This is a genomic window from Vibrio crassostreae (genome assembly GCF_041439375.1).
GTDB classification, from domain to species: domain Bacteria; phylum Pseudomonadota; class Gammaproteobacteria; order Enterobacterales; family Vibrionaceae; genus Vibrio; species Vibrio crassostreae_D.
Genome location: NZ_JBGONY010000072.1, coordinates 1 through 23,405 on the forward strand (window position 1 = coordinate 1; position 23,405 = coordinate 23,405).

The 23,405-nt window shown below is 47.1% G+C and carries 27 protein-coding genes and 1 pseudogene; 3 read left to right on the top strand and 25 right to left on the bottom strand.

Annotated features, from left to right (window positions below):
* Nucleotides 1-17: 17 nt before the first annotated feature.
* On the bottom strand, nt 18-407 hold the full coding sequence (locus tag ACED45_RS21110) for a hypothetical protein (RefSeq protein WP_371714931.1): 390 nt from the start codon (nt 405-407) through the stop codon (nt 18-20).
* 198 nt (nt 408-605) lie between these two features.
* Nucleotides 606-1,484, bottom strand: coding sequence for a hypothetical protein (locus ACED45_RS21115; RefSeq protein WP_371714932.1), 879 nt, complete (start codon nt 1,482-1,484; stop codon nt 606-608).
* Nucleotides 1,485-1,865: 381 nt separating this feature from the next.
* On the opposite strand from ACED45_RS21115, the gene ACED45_RS21120 reads away from it, so the two are divergent.
* A complete protein-coding gene (locus ACED45_RS21120; protein WP_016800262.1) occupies nt 1,866-2,018 on the top strand; it encodes a hypothetical protein in 153 nt (50 codons plus the stop codon).
* Entirely contained in the window at nt 2,008-2,607 is a 600-nt protein-coding gene (locus tag ACED45_RS21125) for a Fic/DOC family protein (protein ID WP_371714933.1), read from the top strand. Before ACED45_RS21120 ends, ACED45_RS21125 begins: the two co-directional genes overlap by 11 nt.
* A 200-nt stretch (nt 2,608-2,807) precedes the next feature.
* On the opposite strand, the gene ACED45_RS21130 is transcribed toward ACED45_RS21125, so the two are convergent.
* Together ACED45_RS21130 and parS are read right to left on the bottom strand one after the other, a co-directional pair.
* Nucleotides 2,808-3,269, bottom strand: a complete 462-nt coding sequence (locus tag ACED45_RS21130; RefSeq protein WP_371714934.1) for an RES family NAD+ phosphorylase — start codon at nt 3,267-3,269, stop codon at nt 2,808-2,810.
* Nucleotides 3,266-3,709 carry a type II RES/Xre toxin-antitoxin system antitoxin gene (parS, locus tag ACED45_RS21135; protein ID WP_016800265.1) on the bottom strand — a complete coding sequence of 148 codons (444 nt, stop codon included), beginning with the start codon at nt 3,707-3,709 and terminating at the stop codon, nt 3,266-3,268. Before parS ends, ACED45_RS21130 begins: the two co-directional genes overlap by 4 nt.
* Nucleotides 3,710-3,878: 169 nt before the next feature.
* Here parS and ACED45_RS24090 point away from each other — a divergent pair.
* A pseudogene (locus tag ACED45_RS24090) lies at nt 3,879-3,974 on the top strand (helix-turn-helix domain-containing protein); the annotation flags it as partial.
* 167 nt (nt 3,975-4,141) lie between these two features.
* Here the strand turns inward: ACED45_RS24090 and ACED45_RS21140 are convergent.
* The 21 genes from ACED45_RS21140 to ACED45_RS21235 form a co-directional block, all read right to left on the bottom strand.
* Complete coding sequence (locus ACED45_RS21140) at nt 4,142-4,594, bottom strand: hypothetical protein (protein WP_016799983.1); 453 nt, start codon at nt 4,592-4,594, stop codon at nt 4,142-4,144.
* Between the two features lie 86 nt (nt 4,595-4,680).
* Entirely contained in the window at nt 4,681-7,386 is a 2,706-nt protein-coding gene (locus ACED45_RS21145) for a conjugal transfer protein TraG N-terminal domain-containing protein (RefSeq protein WP_371714935.1), read from the bottom strand.
* A gap of 12 nt (nt 7,387-7,398) precedes the next feature.
* On the bottom strand, nt 7,399-8,685 hold the full coding sequence (locus ACED45_RS21150) for a conjugal transfer protein TraH (RefSeq protein WP_241904846.1): 1,287 nt from the start codon (nt 8,683-8,685) through the stop codon (nt 7,399-7,401).
* Between the two features lie 71 nt (nt 8,686-8,756).
* The gene (traF, locus tag ACED45_RS21155; protein ID WP_016799993.1) at nt 8,757-9,194 is read right to left on the bottom strand and encodes a conjugal transfer protein TraF; all 438 of its coding nucleotides are present in this window, start codon (nt 9,192-9,194) and stop codon (nt 8,757-8,759) included.
* Nucleotides 9,195-9,209: 15 nt separating this feature from the next.
* Nucleotides 9,210-10,019 carry a type-F conjugative transfer system pilin assembly protein TraF gene (traF, locus tag ACED45_RS21160; protein WP_170962716.1) on the bottom strand — a complete coding sequence of 270 codons (810 nt, stop codon included), beginning with the start codon at nt 10,017-10,019 and terminating at the stop codon, nt 9,210-9,212.
* A 12-nt stretch (nt 10,020-10,031) separates the two neighbouring features.
* A complete protein-coding gene (locus tag ACED45_RS21165) occupies nt 10,032-10,235 on the bottom strand; it encodes a hypothetical protein (RefSeq protein WP_016799995.1) in 204 nt (67 codons plus the stop codon).
* Nucleotides 10,236-10,259: 24 nt separating this feature from the next.
* The gene (gene traN, locus ACED45_RS21170; protein WP_371714936.1) at nt 10,260-12,020 is read right to left on the bottom strand and encodes a type-F conjugative transfer system mating-pair stabilization protein TraN; all 1,761 of its coding nucleotides are present in this window, start codon (nt 12,018-12,020) and stop codon (nt 10,260-10,262) included.
* Nucleotides 12,017-12,703: a type-F conjugative transfer system pilin assembly protein TrbC gene (trbC, locus tag ACED45_RS21175; protein WP_016800267.1), complete on the bottom strand. Its 687-nt coding sequence runs from the start codon at nt 12,701-12,703 to the stop codon at nt 12,017-12,019. Before trbC ends, traN begins: the two co-directional genes overlap by 4 nt.
* A 12-nt stretch (nt 12,704-12,715) precedes the next feature.
* Complete coding sequence (gene traU / locus ACED45_RS21180) at nt 12,716-13,732, bottom strand: conjugal transfer pilus assembly protein TraU (protein ID WP_029222902.1); 1,017 nt, start codon at nt 13,730-13,732, stop codon at nt 12,716-12,718.
* Nucleotides 13,729-14,451: a type-F conjugative transfer system protein TraW gene (traW, locus tag ACED45_RS21185; RefSeq protein WP_017061842.1), complete on the bottom strand. Its 723-nt coding sequence runs from the start codon at nt 14,449-14,451 to the stop codon at nt 13,729-13,731. Before traW ends, traU begins: the two co-directional genes overlap by 4 nt.
* A 4-nt stretch (nt 14,452-14,455) precedes the next feature.
* Complete coding sequence (locus ACED45_RS21190) at nt 14,456-14,791, bottom strand: TrbI F-type domain-containing protein (protein WP_371714937.1); 336 nt, start codon at nt 14,789-14,791, stop codon at nt 14,456-14,458.
* Nucleotides 14,788-16,530 (bottom strand): type IV secretion system protein TraC, encoded by a 1,743-nt coding sequence (traC, locus tag ACED45_RS21195; protein WP_442806901.1) that lies wholly within the window; start codon nt 16,528-16,530, stop codon nt 14,788-14,790. The genes ACED45_RS21190 and traC overlap by 4 nt, the downstream gene beginning before the upstream one ends.
* A 5-nt stretch (nt 16,531-16,535) precedes the next feature.
* On the bottom strand, nt 16,536-17,339 hold the full coding sequence (locus ACED45_RS24095) for a TraC family protein (protein WP_442806902.1): 804 nt from the start codon (nt 17,337-17,339) through the stop codon (nt 16,536-16,538).
* 4 nt (nt 17,340-17,343) lie between these two features.
* A complete protein-coding gene (traV, locus tag ACED45_RS21200; RefSeq protein ID WP_016800273.1) occupies nt 17,344-17,724 on the bottom strand; it encodes a type IV conjugative transfer system lipoprotein TraV in 381 nt (126 codons plus the stop codon).
* Nucleotides 17,725-17,735: 11 nt separating this feature from the next.
* The gene (locus ACED45_RS21205; RefSeq protein WP_102258055.1) at nt 17,736-19,148 is read right to left on the bottom strand and encodes a TraB/VirB10 family protein; all 1,413 of its coding nucleotides are present in this window, start codon (nt 19,146-19,148) and stop codon (nt 17,736-17,738) included.
* Complete coding sequence (traK, locus tag ACED45_RS21210; protein WP_016800276.1) at nt 19,145-19,870, bottom strand: type-F conjugative transfer system secretin TraK; 726 nt, start codon at nt 19,868-19,870, stop codon at nt 19,145-19,147. Before traK ends, ACED45_RS21205 begins: the two co-directional genes overlap by 4 nt.
* A complete protein-coding gene (traE, locus tag ACED45_RS21215) occupies nt 19,867-20,427 on the bottom strand; it encodes a type IV conjugative transfer system protein TraE (protein WP_016800277.1) in 561 nt (186 codons plus the stop codon). The genes traK and traE overlap by 4 nt, the downstream gene beginning before the upstream one ends.
* A complete protein-coding gene (gene traL / locus ACED45_RS21220) occupies nt 20,427-20,732 on the bottom strand; it encodes a type IV conjugative transfer system protein TraL (RefSeq protein ID WP_016800278.1) in 306 nt (101 codons plus the stop codon). Before traL ends, traE begins: the two co-directional genes overlap by 1 nt.
* Before the next feature lie 41 nt (nt 20,733-20,773).
* Nucleotides 20,774-21,076 (bottom strand): type IV conjugative transfer system pilin TraA, encoded by a 303-nt coding sequence (locus ACED45_RS21225; protein WP_102258054.1) that lies wholly within the window; start codon nt 21,074-21,076, stop codon nt 20,774-20,776.
* Nucleotides 21,077-21,249: 173 nt separating this feature from the next.
* A complete protein-coding gene (locus tag ACED45_RS21230; RefSeq protein ID WP_102258053.1) occupies nt 21,250-21,621 on the bottom strand; it encodes a hypothetical protein in 372 nt (123 codons plus the stop codon).
* A gap of 716 nt (nt 21,622-22,337) precedes the next feature.
* Complete coding sequence (locus ACED45_RS21235) at nt 22,338-23,366, bottom strand: EAL domain-containing protein (RefSeq protein ID WP_371714938.1); 1,029 nt, start codon at nt 23,364-23,366, stop codon at nt 22,338-22,340.
* Between the last annotated feature and the right edge of the window lie 39 nt (nt 23,367-23,405).

Genomic DNA, 23,405 nt, shown 5'->3' on the forward strand with positions numbered 1-23,405 from the left:
TGTTCAACACTCGGGATTTAGTGTTGGCTGCGCAACACCTTAATCCTTATTTGTTGGCGAGAAACAAGTGATATCGGTGGGATGACTGTTTCATCACATATCGTGACTTGACCATTTAATCTCAGGAAGAAGTAACGAATTTTGAAACTAATATTTCGCGTGGTTTTAATACAACTTTGTGCGTTCCGCCTGCGCTTTTCATGAGCGGGCAAATAGACTGTCAAAATATAGAATAAAAGACCAGAAAGAAAAGAGAGTGACAAATTGACCAAGATAGCCGCAAGCGCAGCCCCACCTTGAAACAGCTCAGTCGTGTCGTTGAAGATAAATTCAAATGATACCAATAGGCAAGCGCTTGCTATAGCAAGAGTTGCAAGTGTGGGGTGTAGTTTAACAAATCTAATCATACTAGTGCTTCAATGCTCAAACTAATGTTGTTAACGACTCGGCTATCAATGAACTGGTATAAGCTCTGTCCTCATGACTACCCTCGCCTCGCTGATGTTCCTTTTAAGACTTAGGCAGATTACTGGCATTACCAAAAGTAAGTCAATTGACACTTGACTAAGTGAGGGGTTAATCGCTTGAAGCAAGGAATGGGGCAATTATGTGTTCATAAAAATCACGATTACTATTGCCAGTATGAGAAGCAATATTGGTAGCTTTGAGGCGGCATTGTTTTTCTTGGACTCCTTAGGTGGCGTCTCCACAACATTTAAAGTGGATGCGATGTTTGTAGCACTTGAAGGGGCTCCTTTTTGTTCTAAGCTATCTCTTATCTCATCATCTTCTTTGAGTTCATCTTTGTAACGGTTAATCACCGTATCTAATGACACATTCAACAATGTACAATAGGTCTTTGCTGTATTGGTGCCTTTAACCAATTCATAAACTTCGCTTGCCTCAGTAGTTAGTTGGTCAATCAACATGTATTGCGGCCTGCCGATTCTATGCTCCAATAAGTAACCGTTAATAGATCGCTCACGCCCATAACCAGTGACCAAAAGCCCAGCTACCAACTCTTCCAAAGGTGTTTTATCTTGGCTTTTTTCTCTTTGTACTTGCCTCAGCATAGACTCATAGGCCGAATAGACTAGATCCCAATCTTGCTTTTCGGTCGCTTCAGCTAGGTTAGTATGAGACTCTCTCCATCTAGCATCTGCAATTGACACATTGACTTCATCAACATTCCATTCTTTTGCTAAATTTTTACGTGCATTTAATACGCCCTTATTAGCTTCATACCAGTCACGCCACCATCCATCTGCTAGCGCTTTCAGTTCTTCCAACAGAAACAAATCGCCCTCACGATAGAGGCGTTGAGCACCAGACAATGGCTCTTTTCTTGGGTAAATGGGCTTCTTACAAGATTTACACTTTGCTTTACGTTTAGGTACTTTCTCTAGCTCATAGTTACAGTAAGGGCATTGTGACGTAGTACCGCAATTAGCTGCTAGCACTTTTAACTGTTCTTTCCTTTTCATAAAACGCTACCCAAGAATCTAAATAAAACCAATAATATATCACCATCTTACATTAGAAAATGTTGGTCAATATGATCGTGCTTGTTTAGTGAAGAGCAACAACTCTAAGTAGGAAAGGGGCATTTTCGAGCTAGAAAATGCCACGTGTTAAAATTCAGATTGTGACGTTTTTGGGGCAGCTCTGAGCTAGCTGGCACTTTGAGAGACAAGTGCCACGGGTAAAACTTTAGGCCAATGAAGCCTCTGGATAAAACTTTGCCAGTGACATTACTAGAATAGAATGCTGCTGCGCGGCTCACTTGGCTTTGCGAAAATCGCTACTTCATGACATTAGCTGATTAGTCATGTACAATTAATGCAACCAACAAGAGGAACATTGATATGGCCAATGTCTCAAATCCGAAGCGCCAAAAAGCTACATTTACCCCTAGCTTAAAGAACTTCAAAACCAGTTTGGGTTATGAAGGCATGACGATAAATAAGAAATCGAACGTTCAAACCATTGAAGATTTAAAACGCAAGTATGCGAGATAAATATGGTGCTGATCAGGACAAATACTGTTACTCAAATTCTGATGTTTTAATTAACAGATTGAATATACTTGACTCGGATGAACTTGAAAAAGCCGAAGTTGAGTTTACGAGTTATAGGTACCTTTCATACAAAAGTAATGTTTCTGAAATCAAGCATTTAGACTTCAATCACCTCAAATGTCTACATCACCATCTATTCCAAGATCTTTTTGAATGGGCAGGTCAAGTTCGAGAAGTGGATATATCTAAAGGCTACACTCGATTCTGTACCGTTTCTAGGATTGAAGCTGAAGCTTCAAAATTATTTGATATTATCCCTTCGTTAGACAATTTGGCTTTGCCTGATCTTATCCAAGAATTAGCCAGTCTATTTTGCGAATTAAATTTGTTACATCCTTTTAGGGAAGGTAATGGCCGAACTTTACGTTTTTTCTTTGAAGAACTCGTATTTGTCCTTGGCTACACCATCGAGTGGCCTAAAATTACTCAACAAGAATGGATTGATGCAAATATTGCAGGGGTATCACTCGATTTAGAACCGTTAATTACAATATTTCGTTTAGCTCTATCTAGTGAAAAACAAGACTGAATTTTTGTGCGATTGCATTAGTTTTAATCGCCTAAACTCAGCTGAGGAGTGTTGAACCGCTTTTTTCTGTGAAAAATAACGGGGCGAAAGTGGTTTAACTTATCTTCGCCGTCTAACTTGATGTAGCCAAAAACAGATCAAACTAAATTGGAACTGACAAACTTTAATGTCTTCGGACAATTACAGTGGGAATAGCTGATTTATAGAAGCCGCGTATCGAAAGAAATTTCGTGTTTTTTGGCTGTTTTGATGAGTTTTGGATAACCTGGATGTTTTGTGTTGAGCACATAGTTTTGTTCGCGAGGCACAATCACCGATGGGAGCGCCAGCGCCAAGCTTGAATAGCTCGATAACCATTGATCACCGATTTCGGCTGTCTGAAGCGGGGCTGGCTCTTCATTCCAGTTGTCCGGTAAGTCGTCATTTTCAAGGACCAAAGCATCGGCTTCATCCAGTTCCAACGTAAACAAGACATAATTTTCAAGTACTTTGGTATTTTTGAGATGAACCAAGATTTCTAAAATGGCAAGTGACTCTGACGCAGCAACATAAACCGCAGACCGTCCAATAGAATTCCAACGCCCTCCGTACAGTCTGGAGCCTTCGCCATCGAAAGCTGACTCTTCCCACTTTTCCTTTACGATTCGGTACAAAGTGATCAAGAAAATACCCCATGCTCTAATCGTCCAATTAGGTTTAGCACACCCTCTGATTCAGCAGTTGTGGCAACCATATCGATAGGGCGGCGATTACCCAAACCAACCACAGGGGATTTGATCCATTCACACGCGGCCAAAATATCACCTTCAAACAAGTTGATGGTTTGGTTGAATATCTCAGCAAAACGGTACAAACGATCACTTTCGTCTTTGTTAAAACGTCCCGCTTTCGATCTGCGGTTTAGTGTGGCTGGTGGAATTGTAACAGCGGTAGCCAACTCTTTCTTTTCCAATTTAGAGTGCTTGGCTAGTTTGTCAAAAACATCAAAATCCAGACCTTTATGAACAGACTCATAAAGGGTTACCCCTCGCGATGGAATACCTACTTGCTGCCAAAAGCTAGCTGGCTGTTTAACAGGCTTGAATGCTTGCATTTGTGACATAACAATAACTCCTTATCAGATGGTAGTGTCATTATGTATCAGATGATTGCGGTAGGCAAGTTTACAAGTACATAGCTTGGAAAATTGGAGAGCGACAAGTAAGTTAGAGCCTTGTCTTCTGGCTTTTAAGTCCCTTCGCTTGTATCGACAACAACATATTGAAATTCAAGAGGCTGCTAGGATGTTGGGGATCAACAGGGGTAGTTTCAGCAAAAAATTAAACCAGATTACAAATAATGAACTTGGATTGGTTGAAAGCCTATAGATATATATCAAGCCTATTAGGACACAGCAGAGGGCGTAGCCATCATTACCTTGAAAAACGCCAGCCAGTCAGTAGCTTGGTCTAATTTACCCCCGTGATACATCACGGGGATTTACAGCGAACAGCATGATAAGAACGGATAACTTTTGGCAGGGTAAACCAATAGCTTAAAATTGCTTTTGCACTGGGCAAGGGTATTGCTCTTTTAATGCGGCGGTTAGATAGCTGGCGATGCTGCCACCAATGCCTGCTTTGCCGTATTTTTTTAAACGAGGATCGTGTTCAAGTCTGTTGTCGATAATTGTCATCAGATCTTTGGTTTTCCATTCCCATAATGTTTCGCGATTGGCTGCATCTTTCATTGGCAAGCAATAATCAATGCGTTGGCCGCGAGTATCTAAACGGGTGGTATAAAAGTTCACGGCGTTAGCAGCGACACGAGTACCAATCAATAAATCTCGATACTCAGGACTCCCCGGATTTTGATAATGTTCAACATAGTAACTCATATCTGCAGGGCTGTTGCCACTGCTGAGTCGGTCGATTTCTGGAATTTGACTATTGGCTAAGCTCAAAAAAGAGAAACATGTGCCTAAGCCTAATACGAGCCATTTCATCATTAATCCCTCCATTTAATACTGTGTATCTTACTAGGTCGTTACGATTTTTCATTTTAATTACTCAATAATTAACCATTATTTATAGGTTAAGAGCGGGTTTGATCCTCCTTCTGTGTTGGCTGTAAGGTTGATGGTGGCTCAACACGGTTACTGGTACTCTCAAATTGTTCACGTGTATCCTCCACGATTTGCGAGTGGTTGTCGGGGGTGTAATAACGCTCAGTGCCTCCGCGTTGTTTATGCTGCTCAATCACCGTTTGGCTGGTGTTGCCTAGAGCCTTACCTTTGTATTGTTCGCCCACCATTGTTTGCCACTCGGATTGGGTCGGCTCAGGATTAAAGGTACGTTCGTGCTCTTCTTGAGTGGGGACGCTGGCGAGCACAAAATCTTTAAACGTGTCGGTTGTTTTAAATTTTTCCCATTCATCAGCGCGGGCTTGGCGTGATTTATCATTACTACCGGTAAGAATCTGTTCTGCTCGTCCTACTTCAGATTTATATTTCTCCTCCACAAAACCTTGGAATGGTATTTCCAGTTTCTCAGTCAGGCTGGCCAGATGACGTTGCTCTTGGCTGTTGACTTGACTGAGTGTATCGACCTCTTGTTGAGATTGTGTCGTGGACGTTATCAAGCCTTGCGTCTCACTAAAGTTCGCCGTAAAGCCAGTGGCGTAAGTGCCCATCTCCGTATTACGTTCGTCGGCCGTGAGGCGGTTGCTCGCATCGATGGTTTGGTTGGCACCAGAGCGGTAGGATTCGATAGCGGCTTGCATTTGGCTTTGTTGCTCGTTGCTCATGCTGCTGAGCGTTTCGCGGTCTTCCTGTGTCCATTTTTGTCCCGTGGACGCGTTCACACTCCCATTAAACCCTACGGCGTCACCGAGAGCGCCGCTTGACAGTCCTGCATTCACGTCATAACCGCCGTACGCAGAGTGTAAGAAGGCATTCGCTTTCTCATGGCTCCATCCGGTTGCTGCACTGACTTGCTCAGTGGCGGAGTTGACCTGCTCTAAGCCTTTTGAAGCCGCAGCAGTTGCACCGTGTCCATGAGTTAAACCGTAACCTTGGGTTGAAGAATAACTCTCTTTCCAATCGGCCATCAGTTGAGAGCCACTTTGTGTGCTTTGCGACAAGGCCGCTTGTTGTGTCGAGAGGTTCGATTGAGCATTGGTGTGCAAGTCTTGCACCGCTTCACTGTATTGACTGGTTGATGCGACGTTCCATTGGAAATTCGACGCGGTAGGGCTAGTGTCATACACCGTTCTATCACCGTATTGCGTTGAAAGCATACCGTCTTCGCTTTGAGTGGTACTGCCGTGTTGTTTCAGCAATGTCGACGTATCAAACTTATTGCCATTGACGTTATTAAACGTGTGGGTCTGCATTTGCGTATTACCGTGGCTGATGTCACCGCTTGAGGCCGCTGCCGACGTACGGGCATTGGTTTGGTTTATCATCCCCGCCAGTTGGTAGTTTAAGCTGCTCATCATGGCCGCTGCGCCCTTGGTTAACGCCAAAGCAATCGCGGGGGTGGACATCATCAAGTATCCGGTAATGGAGGCGTAACGCGTGTTGACGTAATCAATGCCGCTCATGTTCGAGAGGGTAATGCCGCGTAACCCTTGTGTCGCGCCCTGGGTCGCCCCTTCTAAGAACCACATCATGATCGCGTTGAGGATGGTGAATATCATAGGCCAAGTGGCCAGATAGAAAAAACTGCCAACGTAGTTTTTAAGGACAGGCAGCGCCATATGTGGCAGCAAGGCAATGATGGCAATGATCGCCCCAAAGCAGACAAACAAAATCACTCCTATCGAGTGCATCATTGGAATGAACTCTTTGGCTTGCAGCCCAATGTTGGCCCACATGGTGGTGGTTTGCATTTGGTTGGCGGTGTAGGCGTAGTTGGCCGCGATACCTCGGTGCGTGTTTTCGATGTTCCATCGCGTCATGTTGATGACCATGTTCTGTTTTAAAATATCGACCGCGTTGTTACTGACCCCAATTAAATCTTGGTGACTATTCTCGATGGCGTTTCTTAAGAACGTTGATTGGATGTTGCTCTCTCGTCCCAAGATATACGCGCCCAGTTTATTCATGGTTTGATTGGCCTCTTCATCAAATTGTTGAGTGAGTTCAGGAAACGCGTCGCGGCAGGTTCTGTATTGACCCTGGGGGTTATAGAGCCCACGAATGGGGGACATCGATTTTGTGGCGAGAAAACCCAGCAAATCCGGTGCTTGCAGGATGTTTTGCATGGTGTATTTTTTGTTAATTCGAATGTCTCCGACGATGCAGTTGTGATAAAAGTCTTTCCAATAGCGTTGCAGATCAATGGTTTCGGCGTTGGCGCTACGAAGCAACGTGTATAAATTCGAACCAAACACCATGCCTGAGGAGCTGTAGCTTTCATCCTCTGTACTGCTAAAGACGATTTCAATGCCTTCGGTTAAGCCGTGCATGAACGTGGTGGCCGCCCAACCGGGTATTGCGACGATGTAAGGCACGTTATTCACGTAATAAATGCGCATAGGATTTTGCGCGTCATTGATATGGACGGTGGCTTTCATGCTGATAAGAAAAGTGGGGATAGCCAAGTAAATGAACATAAAACGCATCACATGTTTCGCGTCTCGAGACACAAAAAATAGGGTGGCACTGATGATAAAGGCCAGTTGTAAGGCGATTTCGATTAACGAGCCAAAGGTGTTGGTGGTAAAAAAAGTGGCGACGGCGTTCAAGGCTCGTTGTAATTGAGGGCCTGCGCCATAGAGATAAAAGTCTAAGGTCATTGGGGATCTCCTTTAATGGCCAAAGGTGAGGTTCGATAGGGTAGCGTCACTTGCCGATTGGCTAAGGAGCTTTCGTTTGCGTTTTAAGCGCTCAGTGAGGGCTAAGTACGCGTTCAATTTTGTTTTGTGACGGTCTCGAATGGTTTGTAAGTAATCCCTTGCACTGTTGATGCCTTCGAGAGTGCGATTGACGTCGGTTGGGTTAACCGAAGCGAGGTTGGTCATGGATTGATTGACGATCATCAGCATGTTGTTGAGATAGGCATGCAAGAGATCGGCGGCAATATTTTGAGCGTATAAATGGCTTTCTGGTTGTAGGTTGAGGTGCGCATCATCAATGAGCATTGCTAAGATAGGAATGTCACTGAGTTCAACAAAGCTCTTCTCTGAGTCGGTGATAGGTTGGTCAGATTGTAAGTGGGCATAGAGCGTATCGACGGTGTGGCGCACTTTGGCGTTAAAGGCTTGGCTTTCATTTAGGCTGATGGCGCTTAGGCTCATCGAAAGGCAGGTCTCGGTGTTGTCGCATCGATACACCTCCAAATCCCCTCCGGTCAAAAGGGCGTTAATGGCGGTGTCGTTACCCACTAACATGGCCGGAATGTAGCTTGGCGTCCCCTGCGCGTCGTAAATGACGGTGCCAGTGAGGCTTACGATAAACTCGGCGACCTCTTGATTGTCTTGAAGGTAAGCGCTTTTCATGAGCGCATCCCACACCACATTTAAGTTCACTTTCACTGCGTGCGCCGTGGCGTCATCGGTGTTGCTAGCCAGTGTGCTCTGGTTGGTACGGACGTTGCGACATTCGTGTTGCGCTTCTAACCAATCAGCGAAAGCGTTGCTTTGCGTGCCTAGGGTGGCGCAGGCATGTCGCTTGGCTTCCCCATCGGTAAAGGCCGCTAAACCAGAGACCGCCGATTGCGCTACTTGGCAAGAGTTCATCGAGGTGGTGAGGAACTGATCAGCAATGGCTTGCAGTTTGTCCCGATTCTCTTTGATGCTCGGCGCCCAAGTTTGCAGCGCTAAATCCACCGCGAAGGGCACGGCGTTGGCAATGACGGCTTTACCAAAAGCCACCAGTTGGTCAGAGTTAATATGAGAAAAGCCGCCCATAAAGGCGTCAATGCCACCGCACCCTGCGCTGACAGAAGGCAAGGTGATGGCGGCCAGTTGAATGTTTTTGATGTTGGTGCGAGCAAACAAACTGCCCGCATTATAGTAGGTGGCGGATTGACCCTGATAGGCACTTGGGTTCGTGATGTTGCTGTTAAAACTGCTGTCATCCCAAAAGCTGTTCATGGCGTCGCCCAAGCCGCCGGCATGAAGTGAACATGAAAGACTCATTAAGAGAGCCAGGAGGGTAGGTCGCGTCATTGTAAACTCTCCATGATGGCCACATCGGCGCGCAAGGCTTGGTAGCTCTTAAGCAGCTCAGTGTATGGAACATTGCCTTCACTCAAACGCACGTACTTACCATTGCTGACGTTGATTAAGAACGTGGCGGGCGTAATGGCGTTTTTGAGATCCCCAAAAAACGCAGCGGTGATGTCAGAGTTGGTCGGTATAGGCGTCGCGTAACCGGGGATGGGTTGTCCGTCAAAGGAGAAATCGTACACAGGTAGTTGAGTAGTTTGCTCTAGCCGCTTCATGGTTGGGGCAAAGTGGTGACACTCAGCGCACTGACTAAAATGGAAGAACACCAAGGCGTATTGGCCTGTCATCGCATGAGGGGGTTGCGCTTGAGTGAGGGAGGTTGAGGCGAGCGTCATCAGCGTACTCAACAATAACGTGCGGATAAAAGCGTTCATCGGGGCGTCCTTAAGTTAAAAGTCGCTGTCTTGGTAATTGGTCGCGACGTTGTGAAAGCGAGAGAGCAAGTCTTTTTGTGAAATGAAGCCGTAGGCGAGGGGCTTGAGTGCTTTGGTGTGGATATTGGCCAGCATTAAAGCCGGTGTGTAGCGCACCTGTACACGCCCTGTCTTATCAATACGGTTTTCATTAATCGTCTCAAAGGTCTGACCGTCTTTGCTGATCCCGACCAGTTCGATGTGGTACCGGTGGGCAAAGTCTTGGATTGAGGGTGCTAGGGTTTGAGATAAGGCGTCTTGCCCTTCGTAGATGAAGTAGAGGCCCCAACCTTCTTGTACCAATTGACGCACAGTGGCTTCGTTTTTGAGTTGGATACCTTGATAGTACGTCGCTCTTGCGGCTTGCTCTGTGGGGCGGTCTTTGGTGTACGAGTATTCGGGGTGTTCGTTGATGAGCTTTTTGAAGGTCATGCCCGTTTGCGTGGTCTTGCCATCGATGAATTTTTTCAGCTTCATCAATTTTAGATTTTTCTCTTCATCGGTTGGGTTAATGGTGGCATCGTTTAACGCTTCATCAAACGCGCGGTGGAACCATTGCATCTGCTCGGTGGCGCTCATCACGGTAGAGACGCTGTTGGGGGGGAGGCTCTCCTCCTCTTTGGGAGGGACTTTGGGCGCTTTGGTCTCGTTATACCAGCGCCACCCCTTGGGGGGCTCATCGGCGATACTGTGAAAGGCCAATAAAGCCAACAACATTAACGGTAGGGGTTTGATTGTTAATCGGTTAATTGAGTTGTTCACCGTTTTTGTGGATAAGTCCTTCATGGTGTGACCTCATTATTGCCAGAAACTCAGCATCTTGTGGGTGCGCGTGTGAAATAACGTCCAAAGTGCTTCATCAATGCCACGCTGTTGTTGGTGCCTCATCATTTCTTGCTTGAGCTGATGGAGTTTTCGTTTGAACAGAAGATGCCGAATAAGGGTGATGGCAAACCCGGTTGTCGACAGGGTGGCCACAAGTAAAGGGAGTAGGGGATCCATATCATGTCCTCATCATTGATTAAGTTAATGGCGATAAGCGCTGTGTAATCGCTCTTGGATTTCTGTGGCCGAAGGCAGGTTGGTGTTGCCGTGCATGTCGTCGTAGAAGTCCGAAAAGTCGAGGCGTTCAAAATCTATGTCTTGAAGCTGCTCGGGGGTAAGGGCGCCGCAAATGGGGTGTTTGGCGGTTCCCAGACTGATGCCAAGTTGACCTTTCGAGCCTTGCTCTTGGATGATGCGCGCCAATTTGCTATCAAAGACGCAGTAGGTCTTCTTTTCCCGGATACACGCGCCTAAGACCTTTTCTGCGCAATAACGGCCAAGGGCTATCGTAATGCCTTGCTCTTTGGCTTGACCGAGCGCTTTCTCTTCATCATTGCATTGGGCTATGCCAATACTCGTGCCCCAACCGCCGTCTTTACAGCAGTCGGCAAAACCAAAAGCGGCGTCTGTGCACTTCATGCCTTTGCCTGTAAATATCTTCGGTGGGTTACCCATACCGTCAGCGGCTTCTGCGAGCGCGGCTAAGGCTGAGGTGCTTTCATTAAAGCGGTTTGAAGTGGTCGCCATGGCTTCAAAGCAATCGCCATCCAGACAAAAGCTCTCTTCTCCACAGATTAATTGGGTGGCACTGCAGCGCCGCTGTGGGCAGGATTTATTGACTTTCTCCTCAATGCACACACCGTTTTGCTGGAGGCTGCAATGGGTTGACGTCGTGGTGCAATCGGCGGGCAGGACGTTGCACGTATTGGGTCGAGTGCATTGGTGCTCAACCCGATACTTCCAGCAATCAAGCGTGGTCGGTATGCCATTAATGATGCGGGTGGCTCGACCTTCAATGCATTGCTGGCGAGTGATCTTGCATGATTTCATCAGGTTGCATTCTGTTCGCCAAGTAATGTTGTTCTTGATGCAGTTCCCTCCGGATAAGGAGAATCCGTTTGAGCAGCTCAAGGTGACTTTTTTCGTTTGTGTGGTGGGGCGACAAATCTGGTAGCGTTTATACCAGGATTCGTTACTTTTCCAGACAATGTGGTCGGTCTGTTTTAAATCGCCAAGCGTGTAGCCTTGGTTGGGAGAGACAACCTTCCCATCCCAGAAATACGTGGTATCTGACCCTGTAAACCCTCTTGTTCCCCCCGTTTGCCTCACGTAATTGTGATTATCGTGTCGGCATTGTGAGAGAGGGCGTTGGCAATTATCCCCTTGCTTTGTCCAGCCGGATGGGCAGCGGTAGATCACTTCACTAAGGCTCACGGAGGCGACGGGGACTTTGTCACACGGGACCGGGTTGTGAGTTGGTCGGTAGCATTGCTTTGCGATGTTATCAATGACGCATTGCGTGGCGTTGTCACAATCCACGTACTGATTAGACTGACCATGACTGATTTCATAGGCGTTCTCAATGCCAAGGGTGGCGAATCGATACGTATCATCGTTTGGGTCAATGGTGACACTATTATTGTCAAACCCCTCTTGTATCGCTTGAGCGTGTTCGTTGTTGCCAAACTCCGACGTGGATTGGTTTGTGATTTGTGCATCAGTCATCCCGGCTTCATCAGGCTGTCGGATTTTGCTTTCACACCCTGGATTATTGTCGCTGCAGAAGTCTGACAGGTTAAGCGTCATTTCTGAGTCATTGTAAGCCTCGTTCGGGGTGTTTTTCGCCCACTCCACGTTGTCGTAGAATGTGTTTTCTTGAGGGGCGGCAAGGGTATGAAGGGAGAGTAAGAGAGCAGCGCTGAAAGAGAGAAAAACAAAAAGTAGTGAAAAGGGCGAATTCAAGGGGAACTCCTATTGAGCACTTGTTTGGCGATGTGTCCTACATCGCCTTGGCTTAAAATCGTTAATGCGTTAGGAAGGGAGAGGTTGCCGTGAACCATGTCGTAATCACTTTGCGGGCAAGACGCTTCATTGCACGCTTCTCCAATGGCCACAAACACGGGGACGTGGGTGATGTTAAATTGACGAAACCACTGTGGACTGATGGCAAAACCGCTATCAATGGCCATTTCTTCGTCGTCCGCTTCTAACAAACTCAGTATTCGAGAGGCTGTCGGTACCATGCCTTCTGGCAGTACCCCACGTATCACGAGAGGAACCTGATATTGCTGACTTTGTTTGAGTAGCTGTCTAAGCGCGTTATCTGGCATGGAAAGCGACACAAACACCATCACACCTTGCGCCTTTTTGTTTGGATTTTCCTGAGGCACCCCAAGAACACTCGCCAGTGGCGAGTCTTGCAACACGTTATCGAGGTGTTGATTCATCGACAACGCTTCTTGCTTATGTTGCTGACCTCGTTCAAGAAAGGTGGTCAGTTCACTGTGATTGGTTGGCGCTGCAATGGTCTGCTCTTGCTTGGCAAGCGCTTTGAGCTCTTCTTGAGAGTAACCCTTCTCGGCTGTTGAGAGAGGGCTAACCAGCAGAATAAGTAACAGCCATGAGGCTCTTGGGCTAAATGACATCGTCTCATTTCCTTATAAAAATACGCAATTACGTTTTCGCCAGTTCACAAAACCAAAGTTACCGCCGGTGGTTGGGTTGTCTTTACCTTGCTCCCAAAGTGACGAGGTGGTGCCATAGGGATAACAATGAGCGGCATCACCAATCGGTGCCGACAATTGATAGCGATAGCGACTTTTCGGCAAGATAGGCTCTGGCCATTGGTAACAGATTGCGCCATCTTCGCCCCGGGTTTCCCACACAATGCCTTGCCTGTGCATTTTAAAATTAAAACGCTCTAACATCAGTGTGCCAACTTGAGGGCCGGTATGAGAGTAAGCGCTATTACCGGTTAATGGGTAGACGCTGCCTTGTGAGCCTAAACACCAAAAAAGCGCATCAAAAGGCAAAACGCGCCCGGTGGTGGTCGCCATGGCTTCGGTGATGCAAGAGAGCTGCGTGATGGGGTGGCCAAACAAAATGGCTTCGGGGTTAAGAATGAACGACATCTCATCATCATCCCAAAACGGGTCAAGCTCGGTGAGGTAGGCCACATCGAAATTATCCGTGGCCATGCAGGCGGCCGACTGCATCAGTTGTAGCCAGTAAATCACCGGATATTTGTACCAATGCACGTGATAAAAAGCATTGCCGCTGGTTTTGCTGCTTGAGTCGTGCTGCGAGCCTCCTATTTGTTGGCTATTGTCATTACTCAACTGCATCCCCATGTTGACCATGCAATAAGGGACTCGCGTCACGTCCACCAAGGAATACGGCTCCCAATACCCAATGTTTAAGCCAATTTGCATAAAAATGGGCGGGGGTTTAGGACAATAGGAGATCGGCATGCTTGGGTTGGCGGTGTCAGGGTATGTCGAGCTAATGAGAGGCACACTGCCCAGTGTCATAGGAAATAGGCAGTCCCAACAAATATCAGACAATGGATTTAAGAAATGCCCCGTACAAGCGGCGGATTGAGCTTGGGTTTGCCAAGGAAATAGGAACAAACCAAGCAGTAATAACCCATGGGATCTCAAGGTCTTTCTCCTTATTTTGTGTTCGTCGCACTCTTGTTTATGGTGGTGAACGGCGTCACATCGATCTCTGTGATCTTCCACCGCGCTCCGTCTTGTTCAATCAGAGCGGGAATGTGTGAGAGTTGAAATTGACGGCTGTAGTGACCTTGTTGGTCAAAATAAATTCGGGCGTCAAACTCCGTGGCGACGTTTTCTGGACTGCCGTTGGTGAGGGTCCATTTTATCGGCTTATCTGCGCGGTATTGTTTAGCCCAAGCGCGCTGGCTTGGGTCGTCACCATCAAGAAAGACAATCACATACGAGTAATCGAATGATTGTTTGGGAATGTCGACTGGCCAAGTGTCGGTATCAAAAGGGTTGATGACGAGGCCTTTAGCATAAAGGAGGTTACCTTGTGCATCTTTGATATCGGTGGCCAGCTTTAATGATGGGTCGATGTAAAAGGTGTTGGGCGCGGTGGTGGCGGTCAACCCTTTAACGGGAGGGGGTCTTCGCACGTTATTTTCTACGTTCTCCACAAACTGCTGTTGCATCTTTGCGGTTTCTCCCGTGGCTTCTAAGTGTGTCAATCTGCTGTTAATCCATTGCAACATGTCTACCTCTGCAATAGGGAAAAGTTCGCCTTGACGCCCAAATTGTTGACTAAGAGCGGTGGGGGCGATGGCAAGTAAAGTGAGACCGAGCACCTTTGAGAGTGCTGTTGGTTTGATGAATGAATGCCCGTGAACAATCATAAGATCATGACTCCTTTTTAAGCGCCTCAATAACGTAATGTTGGATCTCGGTGGTTCTATCCGGTGCGCCGCTGATGAGCGCGCCTGGCACGATAATCGCTTGCGCGTATTCTTTCAAGAGCCGCCTGAGTTCCGTATCAAAGGTCGCCAATTGCGCGCTGTGCTCCTGATCGCTGAGGTTGGCTTCAATGAGTTGGTCTTGATATTGCGCTAACGTTTGTTCGATATCGAAGACCACGATTTGAGGGGCGGTGTTGAGCTTGACGGCCATCAGCGTGAACATCATCAACACTATGGCAAACAGGGCACCGACAAGACGTGTGTGACGGATGGATTTCATTTGGCCTCCTTACCATAGATGAGGGTGTTGAAGATCTCAATTTCTGGTCCGTAAAAATGCTCTGCGGTTTGATTGACCGCATCCATGAGTGGGACGCCTTGGTTCATCAAGGTTTCACAGTACTCAAACTCATGCGGCTCTGTCGAAAGGCACGCACGAGTAAAAGGATCGGCAAACAAGCGATGAAAGGTCGTTACATCACCGGTTTTTAGCATGACAGAGCTGTAACCGGCGATGGAGGACTTTTCAAAACTCTTGATGACAAATTGCTCATAGGGTGAAAAGTGTGAAGGATTGTCTTTGATGAATTTCGCCAATCCACTGCCTTGACGCAGAGTGATGTGAATGTCGGAGTTATTGAACGCAGCGAGCGCTTCAGGTGTGCTGTAAAAATCCTCAATCCCTTGCGTCACGGTGCAAAACGAACCCCCAAATTTTCGGGCGGTGCGATAACCGGTATTGATGAATTCTTGTGCCTGTGCATTAGAGCCAGCCATCAGAGACCACGCCTCTTCAATGATGCACATCTTCGGCGTTGAACGGGAGCCTGAAAGGTACATCTGCTGAGTGATGCTCGACATCAGCGCAAAAATCACCGGTCGCATGATGTCCGAGGGAAATCCGTCGAGTTCAATGGTGGTAAAGTGGACATTGGGATCCAGCATGGACGGTTTATTGAAGGTGTCACCGTAGATCCCCTCTGAGCGGTATTTATTCAGTTGCATGGCGATATCAGAAAGGCGGCGATCACCGCCTTGTTTTTCGGCCGCCGCAAACAGCGCTTCTTGCACATGGTCAACCAACGTCTCGCTTTTGTGTGCCTGCCAAGCCGCAATGATGCAATCACCGAGGACCGATTTTTCAAAATCTCCCATTTCGTGTGTGGGGCAGGCCATGGTCGCAAAGAGTCCGGTGATGGTGTGCAGCGTTTCCTTGAGAGGGTTGACCTGTTCGCCTTTTTCATCGGTATAGTCATCCCCCATGGCAATGCGTTCCAGGTGAGTGAATGGATTGAGGTAAATCTTCTCAGCCGTCATGTAGCGGCCGCCAAGCATCAAGGTGAGCTTTTTAAAGCTCTTTCCTTTATCTAACGCCCAGATTTTACCGTTCATGGCAAAGAGGGTTTCGGCGAGCTTTTGCACAAAGAAGGATTTTCCTGCCCCGGAGCCTCCGGTCAGGGCGATGTTGTAGTTATCTGAGCCACAATTAAACGGATTAAACCAAAAGGCTTGTTGGCGCATGGTGGGAAGCATCATGCCGCCACTGAAATTCTTTACGTCCATCACAAGAGGCAAGAGGTTGGCCACATTGCCGGTTTTTACGGTTTGAATGCGTCCAGCACGGTCGCAATCGGCCCAAAACCCATCGGTCATCATGAACGGTAAGGTCGTCATGAGCGCTTGGCTTTGCAGCATCGAGACGGTTTGTAAATCAATCCCGCCAGAGCGAAAGGCGTTAATGGCCGTAGTGCGATGCAGTCGCTCGGATTTTTTGTTGGTAAATAACGTCAGCGTCAGGTGCATGTATGCCATGCTGTTGATGCCATCCGACATTTCATCTCGAATTTGCTCGCGTTCGCTCTGCTCTTTCTTCGCTTGAGGGAAGAAAAATGCCATCGGGGACTTGAGTGTTTTTTCCAGCTCTCCAATGCGTCCGCCATTTTTGGTCGCAAAACTGCCCGATTCTTGATGGCGAAAATTGAGGGTCATGAGGTGTGGACATTGCACATTTTTGGCCACGCTCTTTAAGGACGCAAAACAATCGGGCAAGGCGTAAAGGCGTAAAGGCGGAAAGTTCGAGGTGTACTGCGTAAACCCAATGAAATGATCCGCGAGGTCACCGTTTGATGTTGGCGGTTACTAAAGCGAACGTCGGTGTAATGTCGGCGAGTTAAAAACTCGGTATCAGGAGAGAGGACTTGTTTGTAGATCAACGCTTCTGGTGCGTAGTCAGATCCGCGAGGGGCGGTTTGTGTGGGGTCAAAATTGAGAATGCCTTCGACGTAGTTGATTAAGCCTTCGGGGGTAAGCGGCGTGAGCTCCAGTCCAATTTGGGATAAAGTCGTGGTGAGCGCCTCTTTGCAATCCAACACACTATCAACATCGTCCGTACTGGAGACAAACAACCACGCGCTGTAATCTTTGATGTCAAAGTAATGCTTCTGACGATGAAAAAAGCCGTGGTGAGCCGCAAAGTTGGCGTAATCGGCTTCTTGTTTTGCTAATTCACTGCAAATACCCGCACGAGCGGATTTCAAGGCGGTATTTTGCTCAATCAAATGACTCACGTGGTTGTGGCCCATCATGGAAAAATGGTAATCCCATTTATGGCCAGGCGGTAAATCCATGATGAGACGGTTAAATGCCTCCACCATGTCGTCATTCGCCCCCGTTAAGACGCTCAATTTGAATCCAAATCCTACGCCCTTTTTGTTATGAAAGAGGCTGTGCTGCGCATCAAAAGTGCGGTAAGGCAGTTCAGAATGAAGGTGGTTATATTCACGTTTGGCTTCTTGATAAAAACCCTTTAAATCTTTTGAGACGCCCATGGCGTTAATCCTTCTTGATAGCCTGAACAGGGCGACCTGTCCAGGTAGACTCGTCTAACACAATGTAAATATCCATTGTGTCGAGGTAAGTGGTGGTGTCATCCGAAGTAAAGGGAAAAATCACCACCTTCCTAACCGTGTCTTGGGTTCGAATAGGATGGCCTTCACGGGTGCGTCTTGGCAGTAAGGCAAAAGGGTGGGAAGCCAGGACGTTAGCCTCGGCGACTTGTTGTGTTGTTGGGTGTGTCGAGATGTTGCGAATGTCATCCATGCTGGCGCAGCCGGGTATACCGCCGATTTTTTGGCAACTAAATTCATCTTGAAAGCCCGCAGAGCAACCTGCTAGTAGGCTAATAAGCAGCGCTGTGAAAAGTTTGATAGTCATAAAAGCCGACCTTAATTTAATTGTTGGTTAACTTCTGCCGCGAGAGGGTTGAGTGTGATGGTTTCTAAAAGGGTGTCTGGTTTTGCTTGCTCTTGCTCTTTTGTCTGATGATCAACATAGCGTTTGATCGCTTCCTCATCATCCAGAGGGAACCCTTTCGTAAAGACGATATTCACGATGCCCCCTGGATTGATTTCGATGAAGGGGTGATATAACTCGGCTAAGGCAATGTAGTAATCCGAAAGCTTACTCCCCACGTCCGAGGTGGCATTGCCCAATAAACTTAATCCCACATCCTTGCTGTTGAGGCTCGACGTTGAGCCAAGCGCTGAGGTTGAGGTGGTGCTGGCCAAGCCCGCCCCGGTCTCACCCAGTCCGGTTAAGATGCCTGAGATCCCCGCCATTTGGACGATTTTGCCGTTACGTAAAATCGAGGTGCCACGGATGCCATTGCGCCCAAAGTTAAAGACGGTGCCTTGAACGGGGATATCTAAAATTCGACCGTCCCGAATGCAGCTGAGGGTATGAGTGCGCGCCACGCCGCGATTGGAAGAAAGGTCACCGTACACGCTCCCAATGATGGTGCAGTCTTTGAGGTGGCTCTTTTCTCCATTGGGCAACACGCCTTCATGCACGGTTTGAAACACGATGGGGGCGGTATCACTTTGGCCGAACGCCCCGGCATTGGCATCGGCGCCACCGGTGATTTTGGCGGTCACAAAGGTGCCCGACGGGACGTAATTGTCGACGGTTCGTTGGTACGCTGACTCTGAGGAGGCTGTCCAAAAAAAATCAAACGAGTCAAACGCTTGCCCTTGGTCATCAAACGAGGCCTTATCGGCTTTGCTGTATTGAAAGCTCTCTTTTTGCAGATCATTAGTGGCGTAAGAGGGCAAAGGTTTGGGAGGAAGTGGGCGCGAGCCAAACGGCGCAGGCTCTCCCATGACGGTGAGGTGACCGGCTTCCTTTGAGGGTAGCGATTGGGTTGATGGCAAGGCGATGGTGCGTTGCGCTTCTTGATGTTGGCGTAATTCCTCGCGTAAGATCTCGTTCTCTTTCTTCATTTGCGAAATCGTATTTTCGTTGCTCGTCATCAAACGATCGACGTCTCGATTGAGGTTTTCCATCTTCTCTTTGACGTCTTCAATGTCTTGACCTTGTAAGGTCAAGGCTGAGCGGTTGTCTTTGTCGGTAAAATCATCAGTAATGATTTCCCCAAAATTGGGGGCTGGCTCAACGACTTCTTTCGCAGTATCTAGCGAGGTTCGAGGTTGTTTAAAGGCTTTAAACGCAAAAAAAACTGCGACTAAGAGCGCAACGGCTAACAGGCTGAGTATTTGGTTACGCTGCTTACTTTGGTCATTGGCGAGCACTCCATCCTCTAAGTCTGACTCTCTAAAAAGCCACTGTTTCAATCGTTTCATTCGCGACCTCCTGTGATGATGTACAGATGTGTAGATTCACCTGGGGGTAAGGTATAACGGTCAAGTGAGGCGCTCCGACTGGCGTAACTGTAAAATTGCGCTTCGGTCAGAGTGACGGTGTCATTGGATTGGTTTTTAACTTGATAAATAAGCCCTGAGAAGGGGCGGCCTACAAAAAGGGTCTGCGGAATAATGGCCAGTGGCGACGTGTCTTTGGGGAGGGTTTCGGGGTCAATCGGATGGACACGAAACCCTGGGATAGGCGTCTTTGAACGCTGCCAATGTATCATTTGTTTGGTGAGTTGCCCCAAGGCCAAAGGGTATTCGAGATCTTTTTCAAAGACACTTTTCTCTGCAGTAGAGCGAAGCGGAATAAACTCATTCACCACCGCAGGGACGGCTTTAGGGTTGATAAAAAGCGAGAAATTTTGACCTTTCTCTGTGGTGACGTGCGCGGTAAAAGGCAAGGCGATGTTGAGTTTGACGGTAATAGAGCCCGATTGGTCTCGTTGATTGGCTTTAGCGAGACAAAACCCTCTAGGGCAATGAAGGTTTAATATCTTGTCGTCTTTCACTACTAAACGGTTGGTGTTGACCGAGGATAAGGGCAACACAATGGTATCATTTTGCTCAAAATAGTAGGTCTTTGCGTCAATCGTATGGGCGTGGCTCATGATGGGTAACAACAAACCAAAAAAAGCATAAATCAAGCGTATTTTCATAACGGTATCTCTTGGGCGATGGTGTGAAGTTCAATCAAGCCACTTGAGTAATCGGCTTGGAGTAGATAAGTCACGGGCTCAGGGTCAAGTGTGCGCCCCGCGATGGTTTTGTTGAGCGTGCCTTTGACCCGTATTTTCATTTCATTCAGGTTGATAGACAGCGTGTCAACTTCAAAAAAACTGGTGACGTCGTTCTCGATGATAAATTCGGCTTCTCGCATCAACTTGTCTTGTAAGCCGCTCCAGTATTTAGGCGGCACGTAGGTAATGAGTAAGTTGAATTGACGTTTAACGTTAGAGGGCGTGACATTAAATTTTAGGTGTATCCACCAATCGGCCATCATAGAAAGATACGCTTCATCAACCGCATCGCTTGAGATCGTAAACGCTCGGTCGATATGAGGTGGCACGAAGGTGCGCTTTTCCGCTTGGTTTTGGCTTAATAAAGCAAAACTCAACCCAGCGGTTCCTAAGGCGGTGATCAACACCACCGCGGTGAGGACGTAATTGATAAAGCGAGCCGCTTTAAGCGCCTCGCCGTTATGTTCATTGAGCATCAGTAAATCCAATATTTTTTTGTGGCGGGGGGCGTGCGTTTAAAAATGGTTTTATTCGCTGTGTCATCCCCATACCAGTGGATGAAGTGAATGATGAATTTGGGGCCGTGTCGGACTTTTAAGCTGCGAATGGTGAGGAAAAATCCGATACACACGGCGACCGCGACCAACCGATTGATGTTGAACAACATCAAAAACAACAAGATAGAAGGGAGTATTTCATCGATTGGAAATCCGACTATTTTGACGTCGGTTTGTAAGTAGTTTGGAAAAGCGAAGAGGGTTTGTTTGTCTTGATGATCCATGGTGAAATAGGGCGAATAGTTTCGCGCTCTCCTTATGTGGTTTATAAGCCTACAAACCCTTTACCAACTTCCCAGAACACCACGCCAACGAAAAAGCCGATGATGCCACCCACCCAGTTCTTTTGCATGATGCCCACGATGATGCCGCCAATTAGGCCTGCCACTAAAATGTAGAACTCGCCAGAAGACCCCGTTCCGACCGTGTTGGTTACGGTATCTTTACCACTGGCAAAGAGGTCATTGGCGTAAGCGGGTGACGCACAAGCAAAGTAGACGGCCATAAGCGTGCAGACGTAACGCCAATACGTAAGAGGGCAGTGAAAGCGTGATGTTTTATTTTTCATTTGGTTACCTTTAAATGTAGATAAAAGAGGCACGACATCGCACCGCCATTATCAAAAGGGGTGTCGTGCATCTGGTGGGTTGAAAAATGGACGTTGTTCGTTCGTCAGACTTTTGGGCAGGCTTTAAACCGCATGAGTTAAGATGTTGCCGTTGAGTCCCATGCGCTTCTTGATTACATTAAAGGCAACAAGGAAGCGTTTACATACTTCAAACCGCGATTGCGACTGACGTGTTGTTTCCAATTTTGAGGGGTCATTATCGTGTTCTTGAGTTTACGATAATGTTTTTTGCGAGCATTTTTTGATGGTGGTGGCGTGAGTTGACGGACTGATTGGGTGTGTTTTTGAACCGAAACGAAATGAACACCCTTCCAATAGAAAGGAAAGGGGAGGCGGTCAGTAAAAGGCAACAAAGCAGCAAATGCCATGTATTCACGCCCGACTGAGCCCAGTTCTTTGAAGCTGACAAAATCCCCTTGTTTAACAAAGCGGTCCAATAAATTCCCCGCCTCATCTTCACGACAATATCCGTATACAATTTGCATTATTCAAACTCCTTTTAAGGACATTGTTTTGCTCTTTTAAAAGAACAAAACAATGGGCTCTCTCTCAAGAGCCGTGCTACAAACTGGCTTGTGCATTCTTGTAGTAGAATGCGCACACCCAAAGGATGTGGTGTCTGGTATTCCCAAGTAACTCTGTTGAACCACTCAACCAGCGTGCTTAATTGAGTAGAAAAACAGCCTTGGACGTCGCCCCAGGTAAGGCTCCTGAACTTTTTAGGCATATTACGCAGGCCTGCGCCCATCTGCGGCGCTTTTTGCAATAGTGAAGGCAGCCACTCTTACGGTGATGCGGGTGTTGGTATGCAGATGGAATAAAAAGCCGACGAATGTGTTTTTCGACTTTGATCTCAAAGACTGCGATATCAACGTAGTCAGTATGAATCAACATCAATGGGGATGACAATGTTTGAAAGCATCAGCAACGCACAAGGGACTTGGTTTTCGACCTATCGTGAAAGAACGGGCCAAAAGGGTTTTCTGACGTACATGTTCTGATGTGTAAGGCGGGAACGGTTCGTTATCCCACAAGGGGAACTTGGTGGACCACTTTAAGTAAGTGATGCCACAAATGAGCAAAGAGTGTGGTTATCTTCTTTACTCCCGACGTGTTCGTTTTATGGACTCAGTTAGGCTAAACCACGAGTATTAGCAAGAGCATCTTTTCGTTGTTGACTAAGGTAAGCTCCGTGATGTTTTTAGCTGAGCGCCTCACTAACCCGCTCGTGAGTATAACCATAATCTAAAGCCCAGCGATGGAGATCTTCAATCGACATAGGTTTAGCGTAATAGTAACCTTGATGTTGAAAGACGCCTCTTAATAAAAGCCCGTTAGCTTCAAGCTTATTTTCAACCCCTTCCGCTACTAGATTCATTTCTAACTGCTTAGCCATTTTAATATACCCATCTAGAACAGCGGATTTTCCTTCATCAATGGAGCGTGTAAACATTTTGTCTATTTTGATAGTGTCAATATCGAAATAATGCAAATAGGAGTTTCCGCCATAACCGGTACCTGCATCATCAAGGCTTATTTTAAGTCCTAATGTTTTGAGTAAGGCGAGGCGCTGACTGGCAAACGCCAAATTTTCAATCGGTTGGCGTTCTGTCAATTCAAGCGTCAGTTTTGAGTAGTCATGCTGAAACCGCTTTAAATAGTGGTAAAAATCGTCATTTTGTAGGTGCAGAGGAGTGATGTTGACACTGCAATAAAACTCAGCGTTTTGACTCATCAAAGACGATAAGTCGCGGTAAATGGTTGTAATGAGATTTTCTGTTGTTGGAATGATATCCCCACTTTGCTCTAGATAATGGATGAACTTGCTTGGTTCTATGACGCGGCCATCAGAGGGAAGCCATCGGAGTAAAGCTTCGACACCGAGCATTTTACCTGTTTGTGCGTCTACAATGGGTTGATAATAGGGGAAAAACTGGGCGTCTCGAACCGCTTTTTGAAGAGCAATTTCTTTTTTTGCATGCCAATAGGAAACACATAACCAAAGAATGGTGAGTGAAATCATAAAGAGTAAAGTGGTGACCGGCCACAAGTTTTGCTTAAACTTCGAAAGCACTCGTGAGGCAGAGACGGAGGATTCAAAGGTAAGAGGAAGATAGTTTGAAGCAACTGAGTTCGAGTACAGGCGATCAGCATTGGGCAAACTGCCTATTTCAAGGATAGTGTAATTTTCTTTTGGTAAAGATAAACGAATAGAGCGTATGCGCCCCATGAACCCACGGGGCTATGTTGCTAATGTTTGAAGTTCCAA